General features: G+C 67.2%; 22 protein-coding genes. 9 read left to right on the forward strand and 13 right to left on the reverse strand.

Annotation, left to right across the window (positions count from 1 at the left end):
* Positions 1 to 150 precede the first annotated feature (150 nt).
* Positions 151 to 792, forward strand: a complete 642-nt coding sequence (locus ACQY76_RS10885; RefSeq protein ID WP_428032886.1) for a pyridoxamine 5'-phosphate oxidase family protein — start codon at positions 151 to 153, stop codon at positions 790 to 792.
* Positions 793 to 817: 25 nt separating this feature from the next.
* Here the strand turns inward: ACQY76_RS10885 and ACQY76_RS10890 are convergent, their stop codons facing one another.
* The 8 genes from ACQY76_RS10890 to ACQY76_RS10925 all read right to left on the reverse strand — a co-directional run bounded on the left by ACQY76_RS10890 (position 818) and on the right by ACQY76_RS10925 (position 7031).
* Entirely contained in the window at positions 818 to 1750 is a 933-nt protein-coding gene (locus tag ACQY76_RS10890; RefSeq protein WP_428032887.1) for a ribokinase, read from the reverse strand.
* A gap of 31 nt (positions 1751 to 1781) precedes the next feature.
* Positions 1782 to 2228, reverse strand: coding sequence for a ribose 5-phosphate isomerase B (gene rpiB / locus ACQY76_RS10895; RefSeq protein WP_428032888.1), 447 nt, complete (start codon positions 2226 to 2228; stop codon positions 1782 to 1784).
* Positions 2229 to 2302: 74 nt separating this feature from the next.
* Positions 2303 to 3103, reverse strand: a complete 801-nt coding sequence (locus ACQY76_RS10900; protein ID WP_428032889.1) for a transporter substrate-binding domain-containing protein — start codon at positions 3101 to 3103, stop codon at positions 2303 to 2305.
* Between the two features lie 33 nt (positions 3104 to 3136).
* The gene (locus ACQY76_RS10905; protein ID WP_428032890.1) at positions 3137 to 3895 is read right to left on the reverse strand and encodes an amino acid ABC transporter ATP-binding protein; all 759 of its coding nucleotides are present in this window, start codon (positions 3893 to 3895) and stop codon (positions 3137 to 3139) included.
* A 31-nt stretch (positions 3896 to 3926) separates the two neighbouring features.
* Positions 3927 to 4589: an amino acid ABC transporter permease gene (locus ACQY76_RS10910; RefSeq protein ID WP_428032891.1), complete on the reverse strand. Its 663-nt coding sequence runs from the start codon at positions 4587 to 4589 to the stop codon at positions 3927 to 3929.
* 10 nt (positions 4590 to 4599) lie between these two features.
* Complete coding sequence (locus tag ACQY76_RS10915; protein ID WP_428032892.1) at positions 4600 to 5283, reverse strand: amino acid ABC transporter permease; 684 nt, start codon at positions 5281 to 5283, stop codon at positions 4600 to 4602.
* A 53-nt stretch (positions 5284 to 5336) separates the two neighbouring features.
* The gene (locus ACQY76_RS10920; RefSeq protein ID WP_428032893.1) at positions 5337 to 6248 is read right to left on the reverse strand and encodes an NAD(P)-dependent oxidoreductase; all 912 of its coding nucleotides are present in this window, start codon (positions 6246 to 6248) and stop codon (positions 5337 to 5339) included.
* A gap of 30 nt (positions 6249 to 6278) precedes the next feature.
* Positions 6279 to 7031 carry a FadR/GntR family transcriptional regulator gene (locus tag ACQY76_RS10925; RefSeq protein WP_428032894.1) on the reverse strand — a complete coding sequence of 251 codons (753 nt, stop codon included), beginning with the start codon at positions 7029 to 7031 and terminating at the stop codon, positions 6279 to 6281.
* Between the two features lie 441 nt (positions 7032 to 7472).
* Here ACQY76_RS10925 and ACQY76_RS10930 point away from each other — a divergent pair, with 441 nt between their 5' ends.
* From ACQY76_RS10930 to ACQY76_RS10940, 3 genes are read left to right on the forward strand one after another with little or no spacing between them, the layout of a single operon-like run.
* Positions 7473 to 9248 carry an N-acetylglutaminylglutamine amidotransferase gene (locus ACQY76_RS10930; RefSeq protein WP_428032895.1) on the forward strand — a complete coding sequence of 592 codons (1776 nt, stop codon included), beginning with the start codon at positions 7473 to 7475 and terminating at the stop codon, positions 9246 to 9248.
* Between the two features lie 16 nt (positions 9249 to 9264).
* Positions 9265 to 10956 (forward strand): N-acetylglutaminylglutamine synthetase, encoded by a 1692-nt coding sequence (gene ngg / locus ACQY76_RS10935; RefSeq protein WP_428032896.1) that lies wholly within the window; start codon positions 9265 to 9267, stop codon positions 10954 to 10956.
* Positions 10953 to 12116 carry an osmoprotectant NAGGN system M42 family peptidase gene (locus ACQY76_RS10940; RefSeq protein WP_428032897.1) on the forward strand — a complete coding sequence of 388 codons (1164 nt, stop codon included), beginning with the start codon at positions 10953 to 10955 and terminating at the stop codon, positions 12114 to 12116. Before ngg ends, ACQY76_RS10940 begins: the two co-directional genes overlap by 4 nt.
* Before the next feature lie 138 nt (positions 12117 to 12254).
* On the opposite strand, the gene ACQY76_RS10945 is transcribed toward ACQY76_RS10940, so the two are convergent.
* The 5 genes from ACQY76_RS10945 to ACQY76_RS10965 form a co-directional block, all read right to left on the reverse strand.
* Positions 12255 to 15260 carry an autotransporter outer membrane beta-barrel domain-containing protein gene (locus tag ACQY76_RS10945; RefSeq protein ID WP_428032898.1) on the reverse strand — a complete coding sequence of 1002 codons (3006 nt, stop codon included), beginning with the start codon at positions 15258 to 15260 and terminating at the stop codon, positions 12255 to 12257.
* A 98-nt stretch (positions 15261 to 15358) separates the two neighbouring features.
* The gene (locus tag ACQY76_RS10950; protein WP_428028776.1) at positions 15359 to 16042 is read right to left on the reverse strand and encodes a response regulator; all 684 of its coding nucleotides are present in this window, start codon (positions 16040 to 16042) and stop codon (positions 15359 to 15361) included.
* A complete protein-coding gene (locus tag ACQY76_RS10955) occupies positions 16030 to 17940 on the reverse strand; it encodes a 7TM-DISM domain-containing protein (protein ID WP_428028777.1) in 1911 nt (636 codons plus the stop codon). Before ACQY76_RS10955 ends, ACQY76_RS10950 begins: the two co-directional genes overlap by 13 nt.
* Positions 17941 to 18155: 215 nt before the next feature.
* Complete coding sequence (locus ACQY76_RS10960) at positions 18156 to 19184, reverse strand: Ldh family oxidoreductase (protein WP_428028778.1); 1029 nt, start codon at positions 19182 to 19184, stop codon at positions 18156 to 18158.
* Complete coding sequence (locus ACQY76_RS10965; RefSeq protein WP_428028779.1) at positions 19181 to 19870, reverse strand: GntR family transcriptional regulator; 690 nt, start codon at positions 19868 to 19870, stop codon at positions 19181 to 19183. The genes ACQY76_RS10960 and ACQY76_RS10965 overlap by 4 nt, the downstream gene beginning before the upstream one ends.
* Before the next feature lie 91 nt (positions 19871 to 19961).
* On the opposite strand from ACQY76_RS10965, the gene ACQY76_RS10970 reads away from it, so the two are divergent.
* The 5 genes from ACQY76_RS10970 (at position 19962) to ACQY76_RS10990 (ending at position 24675) form a co-directional block, all read left to right on the forward strand.
* Positions 19962 to 20582, forward strand: a complete 621-nt coding sequence (locus ACQY76_RS10970) for a TRAP transporter small permease (RefSeq protein ID WP_428028780.1) — start codon at positions 19962 to 19964, stop codon at positions 20580 to 20582.
* On the forward strand, positions 20582 to 21847 hold the full coding sequence (locus tag ACQY76_RS10975) for a TRAP transporter large permease (protein ID WP_428028781.1): 1266 nt from the start codon (positions 20582 to 20584) through the stop codon (positions 21845 to 21847). The genes ACQY76_RS10970 and ACQY76_RS10975 overlap by 1 nt, the downstream gene beginning before the upstream one ends.
* A gap of 24 nt (positions 21848 to 21871) precedes the next feature.
* Complete coding sequence (locus ACQY76_RS10980) at positions 21872 to 22867, forward strand: TRAP transporter substrate-binding protein (RefSeq protein WP_428028782.1); 996 nt, start codon at positions 21872 to 21874, stop codon at positions 22865 to 22867.
* A 246-nt stretch (positions 22868 to 23113) separates the two neighbouring features.
* The gene (locus ACQY76_RS10985) at positions 23114 to 23608 is read left to right on the forward strand and encodes an RNA polymerase sigma factor (RefSeq protein WP_428028783.1); all 495 of its coding nucleotides are present in this window, start codon (positions 23114 to 23116) and stop codon (positions 23606 to 23608) included.
* An 89-nt stretch (positions 23609 to 23697) separates the two neighbouring features.
* Positions 23698 to 24675 (forward strand): FecR family protein, encoded by a 978-nt coding sequence (locus tag ACQY76_RS10990; protein ID WP_428028784.1) that lies wholly within the window; start codon positions 23698 to 23700, stop codon positions 24673 to 24675.
* The last annotated feature ends 78 nt before the right edge of the window (positions 24676 to 24753 follow it).

A 24753-nucleotide genomic window follows, 5' to 3' on the forward strand; every position in this document is an offset into this window, starting at 1 on the left:
GATGGTTGCTGTTTCTGGAAGCCCTGTTTCCAATGCGGCGGGTTTTGTGGCGTGATCCCGACACCATCTAGCCGGGAGGCGGCCGACGGGCACGGCCGGGGCTCGGACGAGGCGTCACGGGCCATTCTTGCGTGGGCCCGGAGGCATGTCATGTCGTATGGTTTTCTCGATATCGCGATCACCCCCAGCGTGCGCGCCGCACAGGCCGAGATGGGCGTCGATCATCTCTGGGAGAATTTCCGGGGCGACCGCACCTCCGACCGCTTCACCGAGAGCGAGGTGATGTTCATCGCGCAGCGCGACAGCTTCTACATGGCGAGCGTTTCCGAGACGGGCTGGCCCTATGTCCAGCACCGGGGCGGGCCGCCCGGCTTTCTGAAGATGATCGATGAGCGCACGCTGGCTTTCGCCGATTACGGCGGCAATCGCCAATATATCAGCACCGGAAATGTCGCGGCGGACGGGCGGACCTGCCTGTTCCTGATGGATTATCCCCGTCGCGCCCGGCTGAAGATCTATGCCCACGCCGATGTGCTGGCGCTCGACGCCGAACCGGCACTGACCGAGCAGGTGAGCCCGCAAGGCTATCGCGCCCGGCCGGAGCGCCTTTTCCGCCTGCGCCTCGACGCGTTCGACTGGAACTGCCCGCAGCACATCACGCCGCGTTTCACGGAACAGGAGATCGGCGACGCCGTGCGGCCGCTGCGCGAGCGCCTTGCCGCGCTCGAAGCCGAGAACGCCGATCTGCGCGCCCGTCTCAAGCTCGGCAACTCCGACGGCGCGGCGTCCTGACCGGCCCGCCGGTCCGCTGGCGCTTTCAGCGCGGCTGCCAGGCATCCAACTGCGGGCGGGTCGGCATGCCCGCCTGCGCCCCGGTCGCGAGGCAGGCCATCGATGCGGCGGCACAGGCCCGCCCCAGCGCCGCGTCGAGTGTGCTGCGCAGGGCAAGTTCGCCGCGCCGGGCAAGTTCGCTGGCGAGCACGCCGACAAAGGTGTCGCCGGCGCCTGTGGTGTCGACGGGGGAAACCGGCACCGCCGGAACGTGGCGGGTCTCTCCGTCCGGCGTGCTGAAGAAGGCGCCCGACGCGCCGGCGGTCACCACGCAGATCGTGTTGCCTTCACGGGCCAGCCGCCGCGCGGCGGCCTTGAAATCGGTCGCCCCGCCGAGAGCCTTGGCGGCCATGAGCGCCTCGATCTCGTTGACGACGAGGATATCGGTCGTGGCGAGAAGGGCGCGCAGTTCGGCCGCGCCGAGATCGGCGGGTGCGGGCGCCAGATTCCAGATCACCCGCCCGCCGGCATTCCTGACCCGGGTCGCCGCCGCGAGGCTCGCCGCCAGCGGGATTTCCATCTGCATCACCGCCAGCGTCTGCGGGCCGAGCAGGGAGGCCGGCACATCGCTGCCCTCCACCGCCGCATTGGCGCCGCTCGCCACCGTGATGGCGTTCTCGCCAGCGGCATCCACGGTGATGAAGGCGCAGCCGGTCGGCGCGGTGCCGGCGACGATGTGATCGGTCCCGACGCCATTGGCGGCGAGGTTGGCGCGGCAGGCCTCGCCGAAGCCATCCTGGCCGACGCGGCCGACCATGGTGACGTCGCTGCCCATGCGCGCCGCCGCCACCGCCTGGTTGGCGCCCTTGCCGCCGAACAGCGTCCGGTATCCTGGCGAGAGCACGGTTTCCCCCGGTCGCGGAATGGCGGTGACGGCGGCGACGAGATCCATGTTGATCGAGCCGAAGACAAGGATCATCGCAATCTCCCCTTCGCCGCCACCGGTGCCATCAGCCTTCCGCGTCCATCTGGTGCAGTTTTTCCACCCGGCGCCGGAAGTCCTCGTCGGTGGAGAATTCGGCGGCGAGATAGGAGGTCACGAGATCCTGCGCCAGCCACGGCCCGATGATCTGCGCGCCGATGCACATGACGTTCACGTCGTCATGCTCGACCGACTGGTGGGCGGAATGGATGTCGTGGCAGACCGCGGCGCGGATGCCCTTCATCTTGTTCGCGGCGATCGAGGCGCCGACGCCGGTGCCGCACACCATGATGCCGCGCTCGGCCTCGCCCGCCGTGACCTTCGCGGCGACCTGGCGGGCGATGTCGGGGAAGTCGACCGGCTTGTCGTCATACGAGCCGACGTCGATCACCTCGTGCCCGAGGCCGCGAATATGGTCGATGACGGCGCCCTTCAGCGACCAGCCGGCATGATCGGATCCAATGACAAGGCGCATGTTGATTTCCTCGCAGTGTGGGACGTCGGCGGCGCCCGTTCGCGGACGCCGCCGGTTGGGGAGGGCGGGACGGCTCAGCTGGCGCCGCGCATGTTCTCGGGCAGGTCGGTGCCGTGATATTTCTTGTAGATCGCGTTCAGCTTGCCGTTCTTGATGTTCTCGCCGATCCACTCATTGAGCCTGGCGACCAGCCGGGGCTCGCCCTTCTTCACGCCCATGGCGAGGTTGAAGGTGGTGATCAGCACCTTGGGGTCGAAGGCGCGCGCCGGGTTCTTGACGCCGATCTGGTTGACGATGGTGGCCGAGGTGGCGATGAAGTCGGCCTGGCCGGTGACCGCGGCGGTCACCATGGTGGCGTCGTCATCATAGCGCGCGACCTCGAACCCGCCGCCATCCTTGGCGCGGTTGGTCAGGGCGGTGTCCTGGGTGGTGCCGCGCGAGACGGCGATAGTCTTGCCCTTCAGCCCGTCCCAGTCTTTGACCTCAATGGTCTTCAGGCCGCCGACCACCGATTCCAGCGCGGCATAGGGCTGGGTGAAGTCGACCACCTTGGCACGCTCGGGCGTGACGGAGAGGGTGGAGATGACCACGTCGGCCTTGTTGGTCTGCAGGTTCGGAATGCGGGTCGCGCCGGTCGTCTGCACCCACTCGATCTGCAGGCCGAGATCCTTGGCGAGCAGCTCGGCGGTGTCCACATCCGAGCCGGTCGGCTTCATGCTCGCATCCATCATGCCGGACGGCGGAATGGCCATGTCGGTGGCGATGCGGATCTTCTTCGCCGCCATGATGTCGTCGAGCAGGTCGGCGCGGGCGACGGTGCCGCCGAGGAAGCAGGCCGCCGCCACGGCAGCCGCGAACATCGTATGCTTGATCATGCGTCTCTCCCTTGTGTCGTTTGTTGTGTCGGCTCAGAGCCCGGTGCCGACGAACTGCGCGAGTTCGGGCGTGGAGGGCGATGAGAGGATGTCGGCCGATCCCGCTTCGTGGACCTTGCCCTTGTGCATGAACACCACCTGGTCGGCGATGCCGCGCGCGAAGCTCATCTCGTGGGTGACCAGCACCATGGTCATGCCGTCCGCCGCCAGCGCCTCGATGACCTTCAGCACCTCGCCGGTGAGTTCCGGGTCGAGCGCCGACGTCACCTCGTCGAACAGCATCACCTTGGGCTGCATGGCCAGCGACCGGGCGATGGCGGCGCGTTGCTGCTGTCCGCCCGAAAGCTGCTCGGGATAGGCGTGCAGCTTCTCCTCCAGCCCCACCTGCGCCAGCACCTTGGCGGCGAGGGCGCGGGCCTCGGCCTTCGGCACGTTCTTCACCGCGTGCGGGGCGAGGGTGATGTTCTCCTCGATGGTGAGGTGCGGGAACAAATTGTAGCTCTGGAAGACGATGCCGACGTCCTGGCGCAAGGCCCGCACATCGAGCCCGGCGTCGTCGACCCGCCGGCCGCACACCTCGATCTCGCCGCCGTCGATGGTCTCGAAGCGGTCGATGCAGCGCAGCGCGGTGCTCTTGCCCGATCCCGAGCGGCCGATCAGCACCATCACCTCGCCACGCGCGACGGTGAAGCTGACGCCGTCGAGCACTTTGAGGGAGCCGAAACTCTTATGAACATTGCGCAGCGCCACAACGGAGGCGGCGGAAGCGGGCGGGGCAGTGTGGGCGTTCATGGGCGGTTTCCCTAGCGTTCCGCGAGCCGTGTCACGCAAGTGCCGGCTTCTTCTGGAGGGTCGTGCGCTCCAGCCGGCGGCTGAGGCGCGAGAGCGGGTAGCAGAGCGAAAAGTAAACGACGGCGATGATCGAGTAGATGATGAAGGGCTCGAACAGCGAGTTGTTGATGATCTGGCCCGAGCGCGTGAGTTCGACGAAGCCGACCACCGAAGCGAGCGAGGTGTTCTTGATGATCTGCACCATGAACCCGACCGTGGGCGGGGTCGCGAGGCGGATCGCCTGCGGCAGGATGACCTTGATCATGCGCTGGCTGCGCGACAAGGCGAGGCCTTCCGCCGCCTCCCATTGCTGTTTCGGCACCGCCTCGATGCAGCCGCGCCAGATTTCGCCAAGATAGGCCGCGACGAAGATCGTCATCGAGGCGCCGGCGGCAAGCAGGGGCGAGATGTTGAGGCCGATCGCCGCCAGCCCGAAGAACGACAGGAACATGATCACCAGCAGCGGCGTGCCCTGGATGAGCTGCACATAGGCGGCGGCGAGCAGGCGTACCGCGCGGCTCGGCGATACCCGGCCCAGCGCGACGAGGAAGCCGAGCGTGCCGCCGCCGATCAGCGCGATGGCGGAAAGCCCGATGGTCCACAGCGCGCCATGGCCGAGGAAGAGAAGATGGTTGATGTTCAGAGCGCCGCCCATGGTCATCTCCTCACAGCGGGGTGCCGAGACGGCGGCGGCGCGGGAACAGCGCCAGCCCCAGCAGCCAGAAGCCGAACCGCATGATGAAGGACAGCGCCACGTAGATCAGCGCCACCACGATGTAGGTCTCGAAGGAGCGGTAGGTTTCCGACTGGATGTAGTTGGCGACCGCCGTCAGTTCCTCGGCCGAGATCTGCGAGGTGACCGAGGAGGCGAGCATCAGCAGGACGAACTGACTGGTGAGGGCGGGATAGACCCGCTCGATGCCCGGCCAGATGATGACGTGCCAGTAGATCTGCGCCTTGGACAGGCCGAGCCCTTCCGCCGCCTCGATCTGGCCCTTGTGGATGGAATCGAAGCCCGCCCGCATGATCTCCGTCGTATAGGCGCCGACATTGATGGTCAGCGCCACGGCGGCCACGGTGAAGGCGGAGAATTTCAGCCCCAGGCTGGAGAGGCCGAAATAGACGAGGAAGATCTGCACCAGCAACGGCGTGTTGCGGATGGCCTCGACATAGGCGCCGCACAGCCGCTCTACCAGCGCATTGCCGCTGCGCCGGCCGATGGCGCCGAACACGCCGATGGCCGCGCCGCAGAGCACGGCGATGAAGGCAAGCTGCAGCGTCAGCGTGGCGCCGTCGAGCAGGGCACGCCAGCGCTCGAACACGACCGAGAAATCAAGAACGAGACCCATGGGGGAGGCTCCACCCAACTGTCCAGAAGGCGTAGGAAAAGGCCGCCGGCGGCTCAGCCATTGCCGGGGTGGCGCGGCTGGTTGGCCATGCGGTCATAGACGCGGAACAGCGCCTGGTTGCCGTTGGCGCCCTCGCCATGGGCCCGCGCCTCGACATATTGGCTGGTCACAAGCGCGGTTGCCGGAAGCGGCACGGAGAGCGCGAGCGCCTGTTCCTGCACCAGCCGCAAATCCTTCAGCATCAGGTCGATGCGGAAGCCCGCCGCGTCGTCGCCGGCGATCATCGAAGGGCCGAGCCGGTCCAGCATCCAGGACGCCGCCGAGCCGCCGAGCAGCACCTGCCGGAGCTGGTCGAGATCGACACCGAAGGCCCGGCCGAGCGCCAGCGCCTCGCAGATCGCCTGGATGTTGATGCCGCAGATGAGCTGGTTGCACAGCTTCACCGCCTGGCCCGAACCCGGGCCGCCGACATGGTTGATGGTCGTGCCCATTGCCTCGAAGAAGGGGAGGGCGCGGGCGAAGGCCTCGGCGTCGCCGCCGACCATGATGGACAGCGCCGCGTTCTTGGCGCCCACCGGGCCACCGGAAACCGGGGCGTCCAGCATGTCGATGCCCACGGCCTTCAGTTCCGCCGCCATGCGCTGGACTGCCACCGGCGAGATCGTGCTCATGTCGACGACGAGGCGCCCGCGCGGCGGATCGGCCAGCAGCCCGCCGGCGCCGAGAACGACCTCCTCGACCTGCGGCGTGTCGGGCAGCATGGTGATGGCGATGTCAGCATTGCGGGCAGCGTCCGCCGGACTGCTGGCCGCTTCGGCGCCGCGTGCGACGAGTTCGTCGATGGCGGTCGATGCGATGTCGAACACGCGCACGGCAAAGCCGGCCTCGAGAAGATTGCGTGCCATTTCGCGGCCCATCGTGCCGAGGCCGATGAAGCCGACGCTTCCTTGTTGTTCCCGTCCCATAGAGTCCTGCCTTTTTTGTTGTGGCGCGGATCAGTCGAGCTTGGCGGCCCGCTGCCCTCCCTCGATGGCGAGCTTCCGGCGGAATTCGTCGCCGATGGCGAAGTGCTCGCGCAGTGAGCGGTCGGCGATTTCGGGGTCGCCGGCCACGATGGCGTCGAAGACGCGCTTGTGGTCCTCGATGAGGTAGGTGCGCATGTCGAAGACGCGCACGAGATGCCGGCGGTCGACATGCGAGCGCATCAGAACCGCCGACATGGAATCGTAGAGCACTCGGAGCGTCTCCGAGCCGCTGGCCTGGACGATGGCGTGATGGAAGTCGAAGTCGGCGCGGCCGCCGGCATCGGCATCGTCGATCGTCGCCTCGATGCGGCGCAGTGCCGCCTGCAGGCGTTCGAGATCGCTCACATTCGCCCGCTCGGCCGCCAGCCGGATCGACTGGCACTCGATGGCCACGCGCGCCTGCACGATGTCGTCCATCAGGTCGGCGCGGTGGGCGAGGGCGAAGGTGAAGAAGTCGTTCAGCACCGAGATGTCCGGGCGGCGGACGATGGTGCCGACGCGGTCGCGGATTTCGACGATGCCTAGCACGGTGAGCGCGCGCAGCGCCTCGCGCAGAATGGGGCGGCTGACGCCGAGCTGCGCAGCGAGTTCGCGTTCCGGGATCAGCCGGTCGCCGGGCTTGAGGGCGCCGGCGAGCAGCCTTTCGCGGAGGAACGCGAACACCTTCTCGAAGCCCTTGCCGCCCTGCTCGTCGATGCGCGTGATTTCAAACGTCTCGTTCATCGCCGGGGTCTTGCACCGCTCTAGTCTTGCCGTGGTAAGACCACTGTGCATACCAAAGCAGGCGTCGTCAAGCCACCCATGGCGCAGGGGCGCATCGTGGCCGGTGCGGCTGCAGGGATGCAGCCGGCGAGTGGCCTTCCGGCGGCTTTCTGCAGCAGGGTTTTGCAGCGGCAGGTGCAGCCGCGCGCGCAGGTTTGAGGCCGTGCCGCCGGCGCGATTTCCGGTGGCGGATAGAGGCGGGAAGCCGCCGGACGCGGGCGGCGGGACGGCTACAGCGCAGGCGGCCATAAGTCATGGGCGACGGTGGGAAAACTCAGTTTCTACCGCGGAAGGTCGAACCAATGGCCGCTCTTGGTATTATCCCTATCGGAGTAGGCCAGCGCCCAGCAATTTTTCTGGCTCTTCATCGTTCCAACGGCCCAAGGGAGACAGAGAACCAGCATGTGTGGGATTGCCGGTGAGATAAGATTCGATGGCACATTCGCCGACGCGCGCGTCATCTCGTCCATGATGGATATACTTGCGCCACGCGGCCCGGATGGAGCCGGGCTCGAGGCGCGGGGACCTGTCGCCTTCGGGCACCGGCGGCTGCGCATCATCGACCTTTCCGACAAGGCGGCGCAGCCCATGGTCGACCCCGAGCTGGGACTGACCCTCACTTTCAATGGCTGCATCTACAATTACCCCGAGCTGCGCGCGGCGCTGGAAGCCAAGGGCTACCGCTTCTTCTCCGAGGGCGACACCGAGGTGATCCTCAAGGCCTACCACGCCTGGGGCGAGGCCTGCGTCGAGCGCTTCCACGGCATGTTCGCCTTCGCCATTGCCGAGCGCGATAGCGGCGCGGTGGTCCTGGCTCGCGACCGCTTCGGCATCAAGCCGCTCTATTATGCCGAGGGCGACAAGCGCCTGCGCTTCGCCTCCAGCCTGCCGGCGCTGCTGGCGGCGGGGGACATCGACACCACGATCGACCGCGACGCCCTGCACAACTATATGAGCTTCCACGCCGTGGTGCCGCCGCCGCGCACCATTCTCAGGGGCGTGCGCAAGCTGCCGCCGGCGACCATGCGCCGCTACGCCCCGGATGGCAGCTTCACCGAGCGCACCTATTGGCAGGCGCCCTATCAGCGCCGGGCGGAAGACGCCGCCCTCACCGCGCAGGATTGGCGTGACCGGGTGCTCGACGCGCTGCGCACCGCCGTGCGCCGGCGCATGGTGGCGGACGTGCCGGTGGGCGTGCTGCTCTCGGGCGGGGTGGATTCCTCCATCATCGTCGGGCTGCTGGCGCAGGAGGGCCAACGCGATCTCGCCACCTATTCCATCGGCTTCGAGGAGGCCAATGGCGAGAAGGGCGACGAGTTCGTCTATTCCGATCTCATCGCCAGGCATTTCGGCACCAACCACCACAAGATTTTCGTGCCGTCCTCCGACCTCATGGGCGCGCTGCCGGACACCATCCACGCCATGTCCGAGCCGATGGTGTCCTATGACAATATCGGCTTCTACCTGCTTTCCCGCGAGGTCTCGAAGTCGATCAAGGTGGTGCAGTCGGGGCAGGGCGCCGACGAGGTGTTCGCCGGCTATCACTGGTATCCCCCGCTGGCCGAGAGCACCGATGTGGTGGGTGATTACGCGCGCGGCTTCTTCGACCGCGACCACGCCACGCTTGCCCGCCAGCTCGGCCCGCAATGGCTTGCCCACACCGATGCGAGCCGCGACCTCGTCGCCGCGCATCTGATGGCGGACGGCGCCGCGACACCGGTGGACCGCGCGCTTCGGCTGGATTCGCAGGTGATGCTGGTGGACGACCCGGTGAAGCGGGTCGACAACATGACCATGGCCTGGGGACTGGAGGCGCGCGTGCCCTTCCTCGACCATGAGCTGGTGGAACTCGCCGCCACCATCCCGCCCGCTTTCAAGCTGGCTCATGGCGGCAAGGGCGTGCTGAAGGACGCCGCCCGGCTGGTGGTGCCGCATGAGGTGATCGACCGTCCCAAGGGCTATTTCCCAGTGCCGCAGCTCAAATACATCTCCGGCCCCTATCTCGACATGGTGCGGGACGTGCTCGGCTCGCAGGCCGCGCGTGAGCGCGGGCTGTTCCGGCAGGATTATCTCGACACGCTGTTCGCTGACCCCGTCTCCCACATCACCCCGCTGCGCGGGTCGGAGCTGTGGCAGGTGGCGCTGCTGGAAATGTGGCTCCAGTCGCACGGCGTCTGAGCGGGAGGAAAGCAACGTGACATCCAATTGCGCCCTCGATGTCGGCTGGGGACGGCTGATCTTCGGCCAGACCTTCGACAACCTTGCCGATCTGGTCGACACCCTGCGCGAGGAGCGGCCGGACCGGCGCGACATCGCGGTCTATGTCGAGGAGCCGCATGTGCTGCTCTCGCACGCGCCGCAGGAGGTTTTTCTCGACCCCTCCCACACCTTCCGGCTCGACCTTGCCACCTACCAGCCTTCCGAGCGGCCACTGGCCGGCTTTCGTGTGCGCGCGCTGGAGACGGGCGCGGATGCGGACGCCATCAACCGCATCTATGCCTCGCGCGGCATGGTGACGGTGCCGCTGGAGTTCTTCCAGTCGCCGCGCGCCCCCGACCCGCTGACCTATCTCGTGGCGGAGGACGAGACCACCGGTCGCGTCATCGGCACGGTAACGGGCGTCGATCATGGCCTCGCCATTGAGGATCCCGAGCGTGGGTCCTCGCTCTGGTGCCTGGCGGTGGACCCGCAGGCCCGCCAGCCCGGCATTGGCGAGGCGCTGGTGCGCAGCCTCGCCGAGCGCTTCGCCGAAAAGGGCGCGGCCTTTCTCGACCTGTCGGTGATGCACGACAACGTGCAGGCCATCGCGCTTTACGAAAAGCTCGGCTTCGAGCGGGTCACCTATTTCACGGTGAAGCGCAAGAATCCGATCAACGAGAAGCTGTTCGCCGGCCCCGAGCAGAACGAGGGCTTCAACCCCTACGCCCAGATCATCGTCAACGAGGCGCGCCGGCGGGGCATATTGGTCGAGCCGATCGATCCCGTGGGCGGGTTCTTCCGGCTGAGCTTCGGGGCGCGCTCGGTGCGCTGCCGCGAGAGCCTGTCGGAACTGACCTCGGCGGTGGCGATGTCGATCTGCGACGACAAGAGCATCACCCGCCGCACCGTCGCCGAGGCCGGGGTGAGGGTGCCGGCCCAACTCACCACGAGCGCGCCGATGGAGGAGATTGCCGCCTTTCTCAAGCGGCACGGGCGGCTGGTGGTGAAGCCGGCGCGCGGCGAGCAGGGGCAGGGCGTCAGCGTCGGGGTGTCGTCGCTCGACGAACTCGACGCCGCCATTGTCGAGGCGCGCAAATTCGCCAGCGAGGTGCTGGTGGAGGAATGCGTCGAGGGCGAGGACGTGCGCCTGGTGGTCATCAACTTCAAGCTGGTGGCCGCCGCCATCCGCCGCCCCGCCACGGTGGTCGGCGACGGGCGCAGCACCGTGCTCGAACTCATCGAGGCGCAGAGCCGCCGTCGTGCCGCTGCTACTGGAGGCGAATCGCGCATTCCCAACGACGCCGAGACTGAGCGCACCGTGCGCGACGCCGGGATGGCGATGGATTCCGTGCTGCCCGCCGGCCGGGAGCTGAAGGTGCGCCGCACCGCCAATCTCCACACCGGCGGCACCATTCACGACATAACCGACATGGTGCATCCTCTGCTGGTGGAAGCCGGCATCAAGGTGGCGCGGGCCATCGACATCCCGGTCGTCGGGGTCGATCTCATGGTGAAGACGCCGGCCGGACCGGACTATGCGTTCATCGAGGCCAATGAGCGCCCGGGCCTGGCCAATCACGAGCCGCAGCCCACCGCCGAGCGCTTCATCGACCTGCTGTTCCCGCTCGCCATTCCCGCCGGGCTTCGCCAGGTAATGGATGCGCCGCAGGGGAGGGCGGAGGCATGAGCCGGCTGGCCATCGATGCCGACTACCTCGCCAAGGTGCTGCGCAAGCTGCTCGCCATCCCCAGCCCCACCGGCTACACCGACACCATCGTCCGCTTCGTCGCCAAGGAGCTCGCCAGCTTCGACCTGAATGTGGAGATGACGCGGCGCGGCGCCATCCGTGCCGTCCGTCCCGGCGATACCCATCTGGGGGCACGGGCGCTGGTCGCCCATGTCGATACGCTGGGCGCCCAGGTGAAGATGCTGAAGGACAATGGCCGCCTGTCGCTGGTGCCGATTGGCACCTGGTCGGCGCGCTTTGCCGAGGGTGCCCGCGGCACCGTCTTCACCGAGAAGGGTGGCTATAGCGGCACTATCCTGCCGCTAAAGGCCTCCGGCCACACTTTCAACGAGGAGGTGGACCGGCACCCGATCGGCTGGGACCATGTGGAGATGCGGGTCGATGCCCGGGCGCGCAACGCCGCCGATCTCCACCATCTCGGCTTCGAGGTCGGCGACATCATCGCCATCGACCCGCAGCCGGAATTTCTCGACAACGGCTTCATCGTCTCCCGGCACCTCGACGACAAGGCCGGCGTGGCGGTGATGCTGGCGGCGATCCGGGCCCTGCACGAGGCCAAGGCCGAGACGCCGGTGGATATTCACTGGCTGTTCTCGATCGCCGAGGAAGTGGGCGTCGGCGCCTCCGCCGTGCTCACCGCCGATGTCGCCTCGCTCGTCGTCATCGACAACGGCACCACGGCGCCGGGGCAGAATTCCGACGAGTTCGGCGTCACCCTGTCGATGGCCGACCAGAGCGGCCCGTTCGACTATCACCTCACCCGCAAGCTGGCCGAGCTCTGCCGCACCAACGACATACGCTGCCAGAAGGACGTGTTCCGTTTCTACCGCTCGGATTCGGCCAGCGCGGTGGTCGCCGGCGCGGATGTCCGCACGGCGCTGATCACGTTCGGCGTCGATGCCTCGCATGGCTATGAACGCATTCACATGCACGCGCTGCGCTCGCTGGCGGAACTGGTGACGGCCTATGTCGTCAGCCCGGTCGAGATCACCCGCGACTTCCAGCAGACCGCCGACCTCAAGGGCTTCACCCGCCAGCCGACGCGCGAGGCCGTGCAGGCACTGTCGCCGGAGACGGAAAGCGACGATCTGGCGGAGTAGCGGCCTGCGCAGCCTGATTCCCCGGGCCGCTCCCGCCCTGAGCGACCCGGGGCCTTCGTCGAGACGCGCCGTCGCCGCTATTGCTGCGGCTTGGACTTCTCACGAAGTGCCGGCGGGACCCGCATCCCGCCGGAATGGTCAGAAGCTGAACTTCATCGTCGCGTTGAAGCCGTTCTGGGTGACGCCGTCGCCGAACTGGCCGCTATAGGCGACACCCAGCGTGGTTCCGATGCCGATGAGCACGTCGAGCCCTGCCTCCACGACGGCAGCATCCTCGGCGATGGCGATGCCTGCTGTGTCGAAGGATGCCGAGCCAAGGAAAGCCTGCGTGGCCACCGGCGTGATGTCGCCAAAGGCATGCCGCCAGGCCACGGCGCCGCGCAGTGTCGTCTGGAACGTGCCGACAAGCACGTCCTTCTCCAGGCGCAGGCCGAGCGTTGTGAAGGTCGTGTCCATGCCGGACCCGTCGCTGGAAAGGGCCGAGGCGCCCCCTCGCTCGTCATGGCTGTCGGTGTCGAGGCTGACATAAGCGAGGTTGGCGAAGGGCTCGAAGGCGGCGAAGGCGGTGTCCAGCCGGTAGCCGAGTTCGCCGAAGGCCTGAAACAGGCCGGCATTGTAGTCGGCGCTGAGACTGTCGGCGAAGCCGGAGAACGTCACCGAACGGGAGGTCGACACGTCCTGCCACGTATAGGCAAGACCGGTCCGCACGGCGAGGGCGCCCCACTGGTTGCCGCCATAGACGCCGATATGCCAGTTGTCGCTGTCGCCGGACGAGGCGCGCCCATCCACATCGAAAGAGGTGGCGCTATAACCGCCGGCGAGGCCAAGCCGCCAGCCGGCCTCGAGCGACGTGTCGGCACCGATCAGGAAGCCGCCTGTCGAGCCGGAGAGGCCGGCGGCGTTGGCGGTGCCGTCGAATTCGCTCCACGAGCCGAAGCCGGTGGCCCACAGCGCCACGCCCGGTGCGTTGGCCGGGGCGGGAGATGCCTTGTAGGCCAGACCCTGCTCGATCGCCTTGCCGGCCTCGCTCGTCCCGGGCGCCGGGGCATAGCTCATGACAGGCGCGGTGGAGGCGCCGACGGCCCCTTGCGCAGCGCGCAGCCGGTCGACAAGCGCGTTGCGCACGAGACCGCTCTGCTCGACGAAAAGGCTCTGCGCCGAGGCGTGCACCTCGCCCGAGAGCAGGTCGAACGCGCCGCGCGCCTGTGCGTCGGTCTGCACGAACAGCAGCGCGTTGCGCAGCGAACTCGTCGGTCCCTTCGCCGGCAATGTGTCGAGCGCGGCGGCGGTGGAAAGCTGGTTGCGCGTTGCCGCGGCCGCCGTGAAGCTCCGCGCCTGGTCGAAGCGGACATAGATGTCGTTGCCGGTATTGGTGGAGGTGAGGCCGACAAAGGCCGAGACCTCGACTTCTCCGAATACATTGCCGAAATTGCCGTCCACGCCGCCGGCGGCGGTCAGCACATGATAGTCGGTGCCGAAGGCAATGCCATCCATGCCCCGCATGCGGATGCCGGCGCCGCTGTCGATGGTCGCCGTGCCGTCCACCTCGATGAGGTCGGCGCTGCCGGCAAGGTTGACGTCGATGATGTAGGTCGCCCCCTTCTCGAACGACACGTCGCCGCTGAAGCGGGCAATGTCGCCGGCGCCCCCATCGGCCAGGCTGAAGATGCCGCGGTTCGTGAAGGTCTCCAGATTGTCGAACGTCGTCGTCTCGGCCGTGTCGGCAAAGGCGGCGGCGTAGATCGTGCCCTTCTCCCCATTGGTGAGGAGGTCCTGTCCCGCGCCGAAATCATTTGCGCCGGTCACCGTCCAGACCTGCGCGTTTTCCATCGTGTCGGCGGCGTCGGTGAGTTCGACGCGCCCAATCAGGATGCCGTCATTGGTCAGGACGATGCGCCCGCCGGTCGCCTGGATCGCCACGTCGGCCGAGGCGGCGGCGATCTGCTCGCGGGTGATCTCGCCATCCAGCACATCGAGCGGCTGGCTGATGATAACGCCGCCAGCTTCGTTGAGCAGGGTCGCGCCGCCAGTGCCGTCCTGTCCCGAGTAGACGTCGCTGGCGATGATGACGGTGCCGGCAATGAAGCCGAACTGCTCGAACTCGTCGGGGTCCGTTCCCGAGCCGTTGATGATCGAGACGCTGGCGCCGTCCGCATAGATGGCGGCGGAGGCACCGCGGATGAGGCCGCCGGTGTTCTCGATAAGCGTGTCGCCGCCAACGATATAGGCCAGCACGCCATAGCTGCCGGTGCTGGTGATCTGGCCGCCGACGCCGTTGCGCACCGTCGCGTCGCCAACCACCTCGACCAGCGAGACGCCTTCGTCGCCGCCGCCGGTGATCTTGCCGCTGCCATTGCTCACGCTGGCATCGCCTCCGACGTCCCAGATGTCGACGCCATAATCGGAACCGGACATCGTCCCGCTGCCGTTCAGCACCGTGACGTCTCCGCCCGTCCCCCAGGCGCCGAAGGCGGTGGGGCCGGTGATCGAGGAGGCATCGTTCGACACCCACACATCGCCACTGACGTCATAGGCAAAGACGCCGGTGCCGTCGCGGGCCGTTCCGACGATCGTGCTGCCGTTCTCGTTGATGACGGTGAGGCTGTCGGCATGCCAGACATTGATGCCTGCCGCGTTGCCGGTGATGGCGGCGTCGGGCCCGCCGGAATTGGTGATCTTGACCGATCCGACGTCGTTGAAGACAACGCCGGAGAAGCCCTTCCCCGTTCCGCTGATCGAGCCCTCGACCGTTATCTCGATCTCGTCGGCGACCAGTTCGAGGCCGTTATAGCGCGTCTCGATGTTGCCGATGGTGCCGGTGATCTTGCCGTCGGTGGTCTTCAGATAGACGCCGTCGCCATATGCATTGGTGATCGTCCCTGCCGTCTGGTCGATGGCGATGTCGCCGCCGCTGGAGAGGGTGATGTCGATGCCGTCGGCGACGTCGGCCGAGATGTTCACTGTGCGGTCCGTGCGCCCGCTGGTGACGGTCTCGTCATAGCCATTAGGCGAGGGCGTGGCGCAGGTGACGACGGTGCCGTCGCGCACGCAGTCCGCCTGGACCTGCGTTGTCAGGCCGAGCACGGCGACGACGACGCCGCCGACCATCGCCCGGCGCACCGGCGGGCTCTCTGCATTCCACATTTCCGGCGGGTCCCGAGAAAGCCATTGTTCCTGGCCGCAGGGTAGCGGAGCTGAATCGGGAAAGATTACCGAAGGTTACGGCCCGCGTGCCGTTCGCGTCAGAATGTCAGGATAACCGGCTCGCAGAGCTGGTAGCCCCAGTTGCGGATGGCGCGGATCGGCCGCGAGGTTGCTCCGCTCTGCCGCAGCTTGGCGGAGAGGCGGGAGATCGTGACATTCAGCGCGTTGCGGTTCGGTGCACGGTCCGCCTGTTCCAGCACCTCGATGATCTGCCAGGTCTCCAGCCGATGATCCTGCGCGCGCGCGAAAGCCGCGAGAAGCGCCGCCTCGGGCGCTGAAAGCGGCGTCGTGCCTTCCGGTCCGCCGAGCCTCAGCCGTCCCGTGTCAATGGTCAGGCCGGCCGGTCCCGCCGGCATGGGCCGCAGCCGGCGCGACAGGGCGAGAATGGCTGCAGCCAGCTCCTCCAGCGAGACCGGCTTCGGCAGGTAGATATCCGCCCCGCTCTCATAGCCGATCCGCTTGTCGTCGGTGCGGGTGCGGGCGGTCATCATGATGATGCCGATGTCGGGATCGGTCGCGCGCAGCCGGCGGGTAAGGCTTATCCCATCTTCCCCCGGCAGGTTGAGGTCGACCACCACGAGGTCGATCCGCAGTGCCCGGCCGTGCTCGGCAAGGGCTTCGGCGCAATCGAAGCCGACGACATGGTGCCCCTCTCCGCTCAGCGCGGTGAGGATCGCGGCACGCAGATCGTCATTGTCCTCGACGACGGCTATGCTGAGCATGGCAACCACAGGCTGAAGCGCGCTCTTCCCTCGATGAAACCGTAAGACACCGAACCGCCGAGCAGATCGGCGATTCCGTGCACGATGTAAAGCCCAAGGCCCGAGCCGCTCTTTGTGCGTGCGTGCGGGCTACGGTAGTATTTCTCAAACAGCTGGTCAGGGTCGGGTACACCGGTACGACCGCAGAAATTCTCCACGGCAAGACCGATGCCCGCGCTCGCACCCGGCCCTAGCGCGGAGAGCGTGGTGACATCGATCGTCGAGCCCTCAGGCGAGTACTTGAGCGCGTTCTCGATGAGGTTGTGGAGCACCACGGCGATGAGCTGCGCGTCCGACCTCATTGTGGGCAACGCCCCGCCATGCACTCTCACGCGGCCAGGTTCGGTGCTGGCCGCCACGGCCGCCTGCAGCAGCGCCGCGATGTCGACCGGCTCGCGGGCAACGTCCAGCCGGTGTTGATCCATGCGGTCGGCCAGTCCGCAGCGGTCGATGATGCCTGCCATGTTGCCGAAGGCGCTCTCGATCAGCCGGCGCGGCTCGCCGTCGACCTTGGCCGCGCCGACCGCCAGGCGGATGACCGACAAGGGCGTGCGCAGCTCATGTGTCAGCATCGCCATGAACCGGTTCTGCATGTCGAACTGCTTGCGCTGCAGTTCGAGCTGGCGGCGCGTCAGGTCGAGATTCATCTGCGCCTCGATTCCGCTCCGCCGCGCGGCGCGAGAGCGCAGGGCGAGAAGGATGAACATCGGCAGATCGGCCAGAAGGCCATGAATGATGGTGGCGTCGAGGTTCCAGGTGGTGGCGGGGAGCAGGCCGAGCAGCGGCAGCATGGTGAGGAAGAGCGTCACCGCCTGGACCGAGTACACGATCCAGAGGGTGCGCCGTCCCGGCGGCGCCTCCTTGCGCGTGCTGAAGGCCAGCACGGGAAGCAGGGGGGCGATGAGCATCACCACCAGCGCGTTGAGCGCCAAGGCCCGCAGGGTCGCACCGGCCGCGAGCATGGCGAGCGCGATAACGGTGATGCCGAGAAGCGCATCCAGCATCCAGCGGGCGAGCGGATGCAGGTCGAACTGCCGGAGCAGCAACCGGTTGGTCAGGATCGAAAACAGTGATGTCCCGATGATCACCCCGCTGGTCAGCTTGTCGACAAAGCCCGGGGAGGCGTTCGGGAACATGAGCGCGCCATAGCCCATGATCAGGAAATTGTAGCTGATGAAAAACAGCTGGTTGACCGCGAAGCAGCCGACGACCAGGTCGCGGCGCGCGGCAAAGTCCGTGGCGGTCCATAGCAGAATGCAGATCAGCAGGCCGAGAATGAAAATGTGCCGCACGTAAATCTGCAGATCGGCCAGCGCGGCGGCTTGCGGCGCCAGCAGCTCGGCGTGCAGCAGCGATGTGCTCGTGGTCGAAAGCCGCAGATAATAGGTGGTTTCCGGCCCGCTGGGACGAACGGCGAAGCCAAGCGTGACGGAGGCGAGGTCGCGCTGCAGGAAGGGCGTGCGGTCGCCGGTGACGTCCCTTTTCCACCCGCCCGGCGCGCCGGCATCCGGCTCGTAGAGCTCGATGCGGTCGAGATAGGTCGGGCGGATGCGCAGCACCATCGGCTCGCCACTGGCGGGGCCGGTGGTAAGCTTCAACCAGTGAACGGACGGCGTGTAGCCGCGCGTCAGCATGGGCCCGTTGGCGGTGAAGGGCCGCCCGGCCACCTCGTCGATGGTGAGCGTGCCGTCGGGATCCTCCAGTACGGAATAGCTCAGCACGCGATTCGGGGAGGCTCCATCCGTCCCCCATGCGAGGGCGTTGCCGAAGAACAGCAGGCAGAGGGCGATGAGGCCGGCGAGGGCGGCAAGGCCGCACCTCATGCCGGCGGCCCGAGGTGCGCCTGCGCGGGCCGGCATGCGACACGCCGCGCGATCGCGCCCACGCTTAGGCATTCCCTGCAGGCGCGATAGACTGCCGCCAAAGCACCGCTCCACTCCCGAACGGCCTCTTGCCGCTCCCGCGTCACCGACGCGTTTGTGCGCGAGAAGAGGCGATCTGAAAAGACCATTTGCCGATAGCGGCGCGCCTCACCGGCAAATGGGCGCGTCGATAGCCGGCATGGTGCGGGCGGCTAGCGCGGCAGGGCGCGGATTTCGGCGAGCAGCCGGGCCGGGATCAGCACCCCGTCGCGGCTGCGGGTCCGGGCGGCGTAGCGGCGCTCCGAGGCAAGTCGGACGCCGGGCTGCGCCTTGGCGCGCGCGAAGAGTTCCTCCGCATCGGCAAGGCGCTGATCCAGCGTCTCGGCGCCGAATACCGCCGGATCCATGGCGATGAACAGTTCGCCGCCCAGCGGCGGGCCGGAATCGCCATTTTCCATCGCCTTCGCCTGCCGGCTGGTGACGTCGCCAATCAACGGCCCGGCGATCAGTTCCACCATCATCGAGAGGGCCGATCCCTTGTGGCCGCCAAAGGGCAGCAGCGCACCGGCCAGCGCGACGGCGGGGTCGGTGGTCGGGGTGCCGTCCGGGCCGATCGCCCATCCCGGCGGCAGAGCCTCGCCGGCTCGACGCTTCAGTTCCACCTCGCCGCGCGCGGCGGCACTGGTGGCAAAATCGAAGACGAAGGGGCGACCTGCCGGCCCCGGCCAGCCGAAGGCGATCGGGTTGGTACCGAACAGGGGCGCGTTGCCGCCCGCCGGGGCGACGCAGCATTGGCCGACGGTGAAGCACCAGGCGGCGAGTCCTGCCTCGATAGCCGGCTCGATATCCGCCCACAGCGCCGAGAAATGGTAACATTCGTGAATGGCGAGCGCCGCGATGCCGTAGGTCTTCGCCGCCTCGATCAGCGCCGGCACGCCGGTCTCGATCGCCAACGGTGCGAAGCCGCGCCCCGCGTCGACGCGGAGCACGACAGGTGTCGAGCGGGTGAGGACGGGCAGGGCATCGCGCTCGGCCTTGCCGCTGCGCACGCTGTCGACATAGCCCAGCAGCCTGTAAAGCCCGTGCGAATGACAGTCATCCGCCTGGGCACGGATGATGGAACGGGCGATGGCGAAGGCGTGGGGCGCCCCCAGTCCGGCGGCAAGCAGCGTGTCGCGGGTGAGGTCATGCACCTCGTCGAGGCTGAGGCGGACGCTGTCGGGCTCGGTTGCAGGATTCACGTCATCGCCTCACGCTGGCTGCGCTCCAGCTCGCGCAGCAGGTCCTGCTGCACGGTCAGGATGTGTGTGTCGAGAAAATCGCAGGCCGCCATGACATCGCCCGCGCGGCTCAGTTCAGCGAGCGTGGCGTGCTCGTTCACGGCGCGCTGCATCCCCACAAGGCCCATGCCGGCGACGTCGCTCAGATGCACGCGCGTGTAGCGGTCGCTGGCCTGCAGCAGGCTCTGCACGATGGTGAGCGAGCGCGGCAGGTCGGCGCGTGCATACAAGGCCATGTGAAAATCGGCGTTGATCTGGCCCCACCGGCCGAGATCGTTCGCCGCCGTCGCGGTGACCATTTCGTCGTGCTGCGCGTCGAGACGGGCGAAATCCTCGGCATCGAGAAAGGGGATGGAGCGGGCGAGAAGCCGCGGCTCCAGCAGCCGGCGCAGCTCGAACACGTCGCGGATTTCCGCGGTGGAGAGTTCGGCCACCACCGCGCCCTTCTGCGGCACGAAGCGGACCAATCCTTCGGCGTCGAGCTGGAACAGCGCCTCGCGAATGGGGATGCGGCTCACCTGGAAGGCCTCGGCCAGCGCGTCCTGCCGCAATTGGGCGCCCGCCGGGTAGGTCCCGTCGAGAATGGACTTCCGCAACTGGTCGAGGACCGCAGCGGAAAGGGTGCGGTGCTTGAGAAGGGGGTTCATTCGACGCCCGGCCCCGAATAATCACGTAAGGCATATTGACGGATATAATTTATAAAATCTACGATCTAGAAAAACAGGGGAACAGGTACTCATGTCGCAGACCAACGGCGTCGCTGCCGGTGGCAGGCCGTTGCGTGCCGTCACTGCGCTCTCCGAGGGGCTCCTGGTTGGGGAGCGCTTCGCCATCGGCACCCTCATGGCCCTGCTCACGGGGCTGATCCTTCTCAACGTCGTCACCCGCTACGGCCGCGTCCCGCTCTACTGGATCGACGAATCCGCCATCTTCACCACGGTGTGGCTCACCTTTATCGGCGCTTCCGCCATGTCGCGGCTGCGGCTCGATTTCTCGATGACGCTGATGACGGAGCGTCTCTCGCCGGCAGGTGCGCGGGCGATGCGGGTGGTGTCCACGCTGAGCATTCTCGCCTTCGGGCTGGTGCTGGGCGGCATGTGCTGGCTGTGGATGGACCCGGTGGGCATCGCCGCAGCCGGCTTCGATGCGCGCGAGTTCGGCGGGGCGACCTTCAACTTCCTCTATACCGAGCGCACCCAGACGCTGAACTGGCCGAGCTGGGTGGTCTATCTGGTGATCCCGCTCTTCGCCTTTACCCTTATCATCCACAGCGTGGCCAACCTCATCGAGGATCTCGGCCTCGCCGCCCCGCCGGACCGCAGCGCCATCGGCATCCACAATGCCGAGGAGGTCGCCTGATGCTTACCGGCGCCGCCTTCCTCGCCTTGCTGCTGGTCGGCGTGCCGATCGGCATCGCCATCTGCCTCGCCGGCGTGGTCTTCATCCAGGCGTCCGGCAATCCGGTGCTCTATCAGAGCTTCCCGATGCAGATGTTCGGGTCGGTCGACAATTACGGGCTGATCGCCATCCCGCTGTTCATTCTCATCGGCGAGATCATGAATGGCGGCGGTATCACCCGCCAGATCATCACCATGACCATGGCCTTTGTCGGCTCGCTGCGCGGCGGCCTTGCCTATGTGAACATGCTGGCGAACATGTTCGTCTCGTCCATTCTCGGCTCGGCGACCGCGCAGGTCGCCATCATGGCGCAGATCATGGTGCCGGAGATGGAGGCGAAGGGCTACGACAAGACCTTCGCCGCCGGCCTCACCGCCTATGCCGGCATGCTGGGGCCGATCATCCCCCCCTCGATCATGTTCGTCATGTATTCGGTGCTGGCGCAGGTGCCGGTCAGTTCCATGCTGATCGCCGGGCTCATCCCCGGCGTGCTGCTCACGGCGCTGTTCTGCGTCGTCATCGCCATCATGGGCTATTTCTACAATTACCCGCGCGGCGAGAGCTACACCATGCGCGAGCGCGTCGCCACCGTGGTGGCCTGCGCCCCGACCCTGCTGATCCCCATCGTCATCGTCGGCTCCATCCTCACCGGCCTCGCCAACCCGACCGAATCCGCCGCCGTCGGCGCTCTGGCCTCGGTGCTGGTCGGCCGCTTCTGGACGCGGGAGCTGCGGCTCTCGCAACTGCCGAACATGCTGGTGCGGGCGGGCGTTTATTCCGGCATCGTGCTGTTTCTGGTGGCGGCGGCCGGCGTCCTGTCCTGGGTCCTGGTCTTCGCCAAGGTGCCGCAGGAGGTGGCGCTGTGGATCCAGTCCATCGCCACCGGCCCGATCAGCTTCATGCTGCTCGTCAACGTCATATTGCTGGTCATCGGCACGGTGATCGACGGCGCGCCGGGGCTGATCATGACGGTGCCGATCCTGCTGCCGATCGCCACCGAGGTCTACGGCATCGATCCCGTGCAGTTCGGCGTGGTGGCGGTGGTGAACCTCGTGCTCGGCTTCCTCTCACCGCCGGTCGGGCTGTGCTTCTTCGTAGCGGCGGCGGTGACCGGGGCGAAGCCGGGCAAGATGTTCCTCGTCACCCTGCCGTTCTTCTTCGCCGCCTGCCTCCTGCTGGTGCTGCTGTCGATCTTTCCCATTCTGTCCACTGCCCTCGTGCGCTAACCCCTTCGAGCCGAAAGGACCGACATGATGATCTCCCGCCGATCCCTGCTCGCCGCCGCGGCGGCCGGTGCCGCCCTGCCGCTTGCCGCCCCCGGCGTGCTGCGCGCCCAGACCCGCGACCTGCGCCTTGGTCTCATCACTCCGCCCGGCCATCCCTGGAACACCACCGCCCAGAAGATCGGCGATGTGCTGAAGGAGAAGACCGGCGGCAAGCTGACCATGACCGTCTTCCACGCCGGCCAGCTCGGCAATGAAGGCGCCATGATGCAGCAATTGCAGACCGGCGCGCTCGACATGGCCTTCCTGCAGGCGGCCGAGGTCGGCAACCGGGTGCCGAACGTCGCTGCCATCCTCGCTCCCTATGTGATCCGCTCGACCGAGGCGGCCGCCAAGCTGGTGCGCCAGCCTATCGCCATGCAGATGCTGGAGCCCCTGCCGAAGGAAACCGGCACGATCGGCCTCGCCTGGGGCATCACCACCATTCGCGTCGTCATGTCGGCCAAGGAGATCGACGGCATCGCCGGCCTCAACGGCATGAAGCTGCGCATCAACACCACGCCGGCCTTCCGCGATTTCTATTCGCTGCTGGGCGCCGCCCCGACCCCGATCCCGACGCCGCAGGTCTTCGATGCGCTCGCCAACGGGCAGGTCGATGGGCTGGAGGCCGATCTCGACCTGTGCTGGAACCAGCGCTTCGACAAGGTGTCCAAGGTGCTCATGCGCATGAACGCGGTATTCATGCCAATGGTCGCGCTGGCCTCCGGCCGCGCCTGGCAGTCGCTTTCCAGCGAGGATCGCGCGCTCATCACCGCCGCGACAAAGGAAGCGCTCGAAGTGCAGATCGACAACACGGTGACGGACGAGCCGAAGCTGCTCAAGAATTTCGAGGGCACCGACATCAAGATCGTCGTGCCGCCGGCGGCCGATGCGGCGCCGATCATCGCCGAATACGACAAGATCTGGACGCCGAAGGCTCCCATCCTGCCCGAGCTGCGCAAGATCGGCGCCACGCTCGGCTGAGCCGGCGCGAGGAAGCGCGTGCCCCGCGCGAGCGGGCATCTTCACGGCCGGGCGCGTCCCGGCCGTTTTCAGTCGCGGCGTGCCGTCTCGGCGAACCCACCACGACACTCTCCAGGGGTAACAATCCGGAGGCACTCCAAGGTAATTTGGAGCCATGATAAAGTAGAGGCCTGCTTCTTACCTTGCCGCGCCCTGCGTGATACTCGTCCGACTCGTGGGTCTGCGGGGTGGAGTTTGGGCCGGTTCATGCAACCAGACCTGTCGGTTGTCTTCTCAAGCCATGGCGGCGAACTGCGGAGCTATCTGCAACGCAGGCTCGGAGACGGGCATATCGCCAGCGACCTGGTGCAGGATACCTTCCTGAACGTGCTGGAGCGGCCTGAAACCAGCATTCAGGACATCCGCGCCTATCTCTACGCCATCGCCCGCAACCTGCTCATCAACCACCGCAAGCAGGAAGCCCGCCGCCGCACCGAGACCTGCGCGCCGGAAGCCCTGGCGGAGATGGCGGCCGACCAGCCCTCACCGGAAGAGGTGGCCGATTCCCGGCTCCAGCTCGAACGCATCCACGCGCTGGTGCGCGAACTGCCGCAACGCACGCAGGATATCTTCGCCCTCAACCGCATTGACGGGCTGACCCATGCGCAGGTGGCCCGCGAGCTTCGCATCTCGGAAAGCGCGGTGCAGAAGCACCTCGCGCTGGCCATCGCGCATATGACGCATCGCCTGCGCGCACGTTGACGCAACCTGTCGGCCGGCCGGCTTTTACGGTGCCGGCCGCGCGTGCTTGTCTTATAGGGAAATGGGAAACGGCGGGCGGAAGAAGAGCGGTGCGTAGCGTCGAGGATCAGGAGGACGAGGTCGGGCTTTGCGCCGCGGGCTGGGTGGCCCGTCTTGACGGCTCTCCGCTAAGCGAAAGCGAGACGCTCGCTCTGCGCTCATGGCTCGATGCCAGCCTCGACCACCGCGCCGCCTTCGAGGAGGCGCGCGCCACCTGGCAGGATCTCTCTCTGCTGAGGCATGATCCGGGCCCGCTGCGCGCCTTGCTGCCGGCGCAGCGGCGAGGCCGCCTCGCGCGCCGCGCCACCGGCATCGGCGCGGTCCTGGCTCTGGCGATCCTCGCTGCGGGCGTGGCCCGCTTCCAGTTCGGCGACCTGTGGCTGCTCGCCGCCGCCGATTACCGCACCGCGCCGGGCGAGTTGCGGACGGTCACGCTTGCCGATGGCAGCTCGGTCGAGCTGGGCCCCGCCAGTGCCATTGCACTCGATTTCAGTGACACCGAGCGGCGGGTGCGATTTCTCGCCGGCGAGGTGTACTTCGCCGCCGCACCGCGCACGCCCGATGAGCCGCGCCCCTTCGTGGTGGAGGCGGCCGGCGGCACCACTACCGCGCTCGGCACCCAGTTCGTCCTCGAGGAGGCCGGGGAGGGCGCCGATGTGCTCGCCATCGAGCATCAGGTCGAGGTGGCACTGGGCGGGGAAGCGCGCGGCGTGGTGCTCTCGCCCGGCCAGGAAGTGCGCTACAGCCCCACGGGCGGCATCGAGCCGGTCCGCACCCGCGATTTGGGGACAGCGACGGCGTGGCGCCAGGGCATGCTGGTGTTCAACGGCACCTCGCTGCGCCATGTCGTCGAGACGCTGAACCGCTACCGGCGCGGGCGCATCGTCATTCTCGACGAGGAGCTTGGTCGCCGCCGGGTGAGCGGCGTGTTCGCCACCAACGACCTCGGCGACGCCATCGAGACCATCACCAGCGAGCTCGGCATCGGCTCCAAGTCGATTTATCCCTTGATTACAGTGCTTTATTAACGCGGCCCGCCGTTCCCAATCTTTTTTTACTGAGTTTCCCGCCACGCTTGTCTTCCTTCCTGTCAGCCCGCGCGAGCG

Source organism: Ancylobacter sp. (assembly GCF_965279025.1).
Lineage (GTDB): Bacteria > Pseudomonadota > Alphaproteobacteria > Rhizobiales > Xanthobacteraceae > Ancylobacter.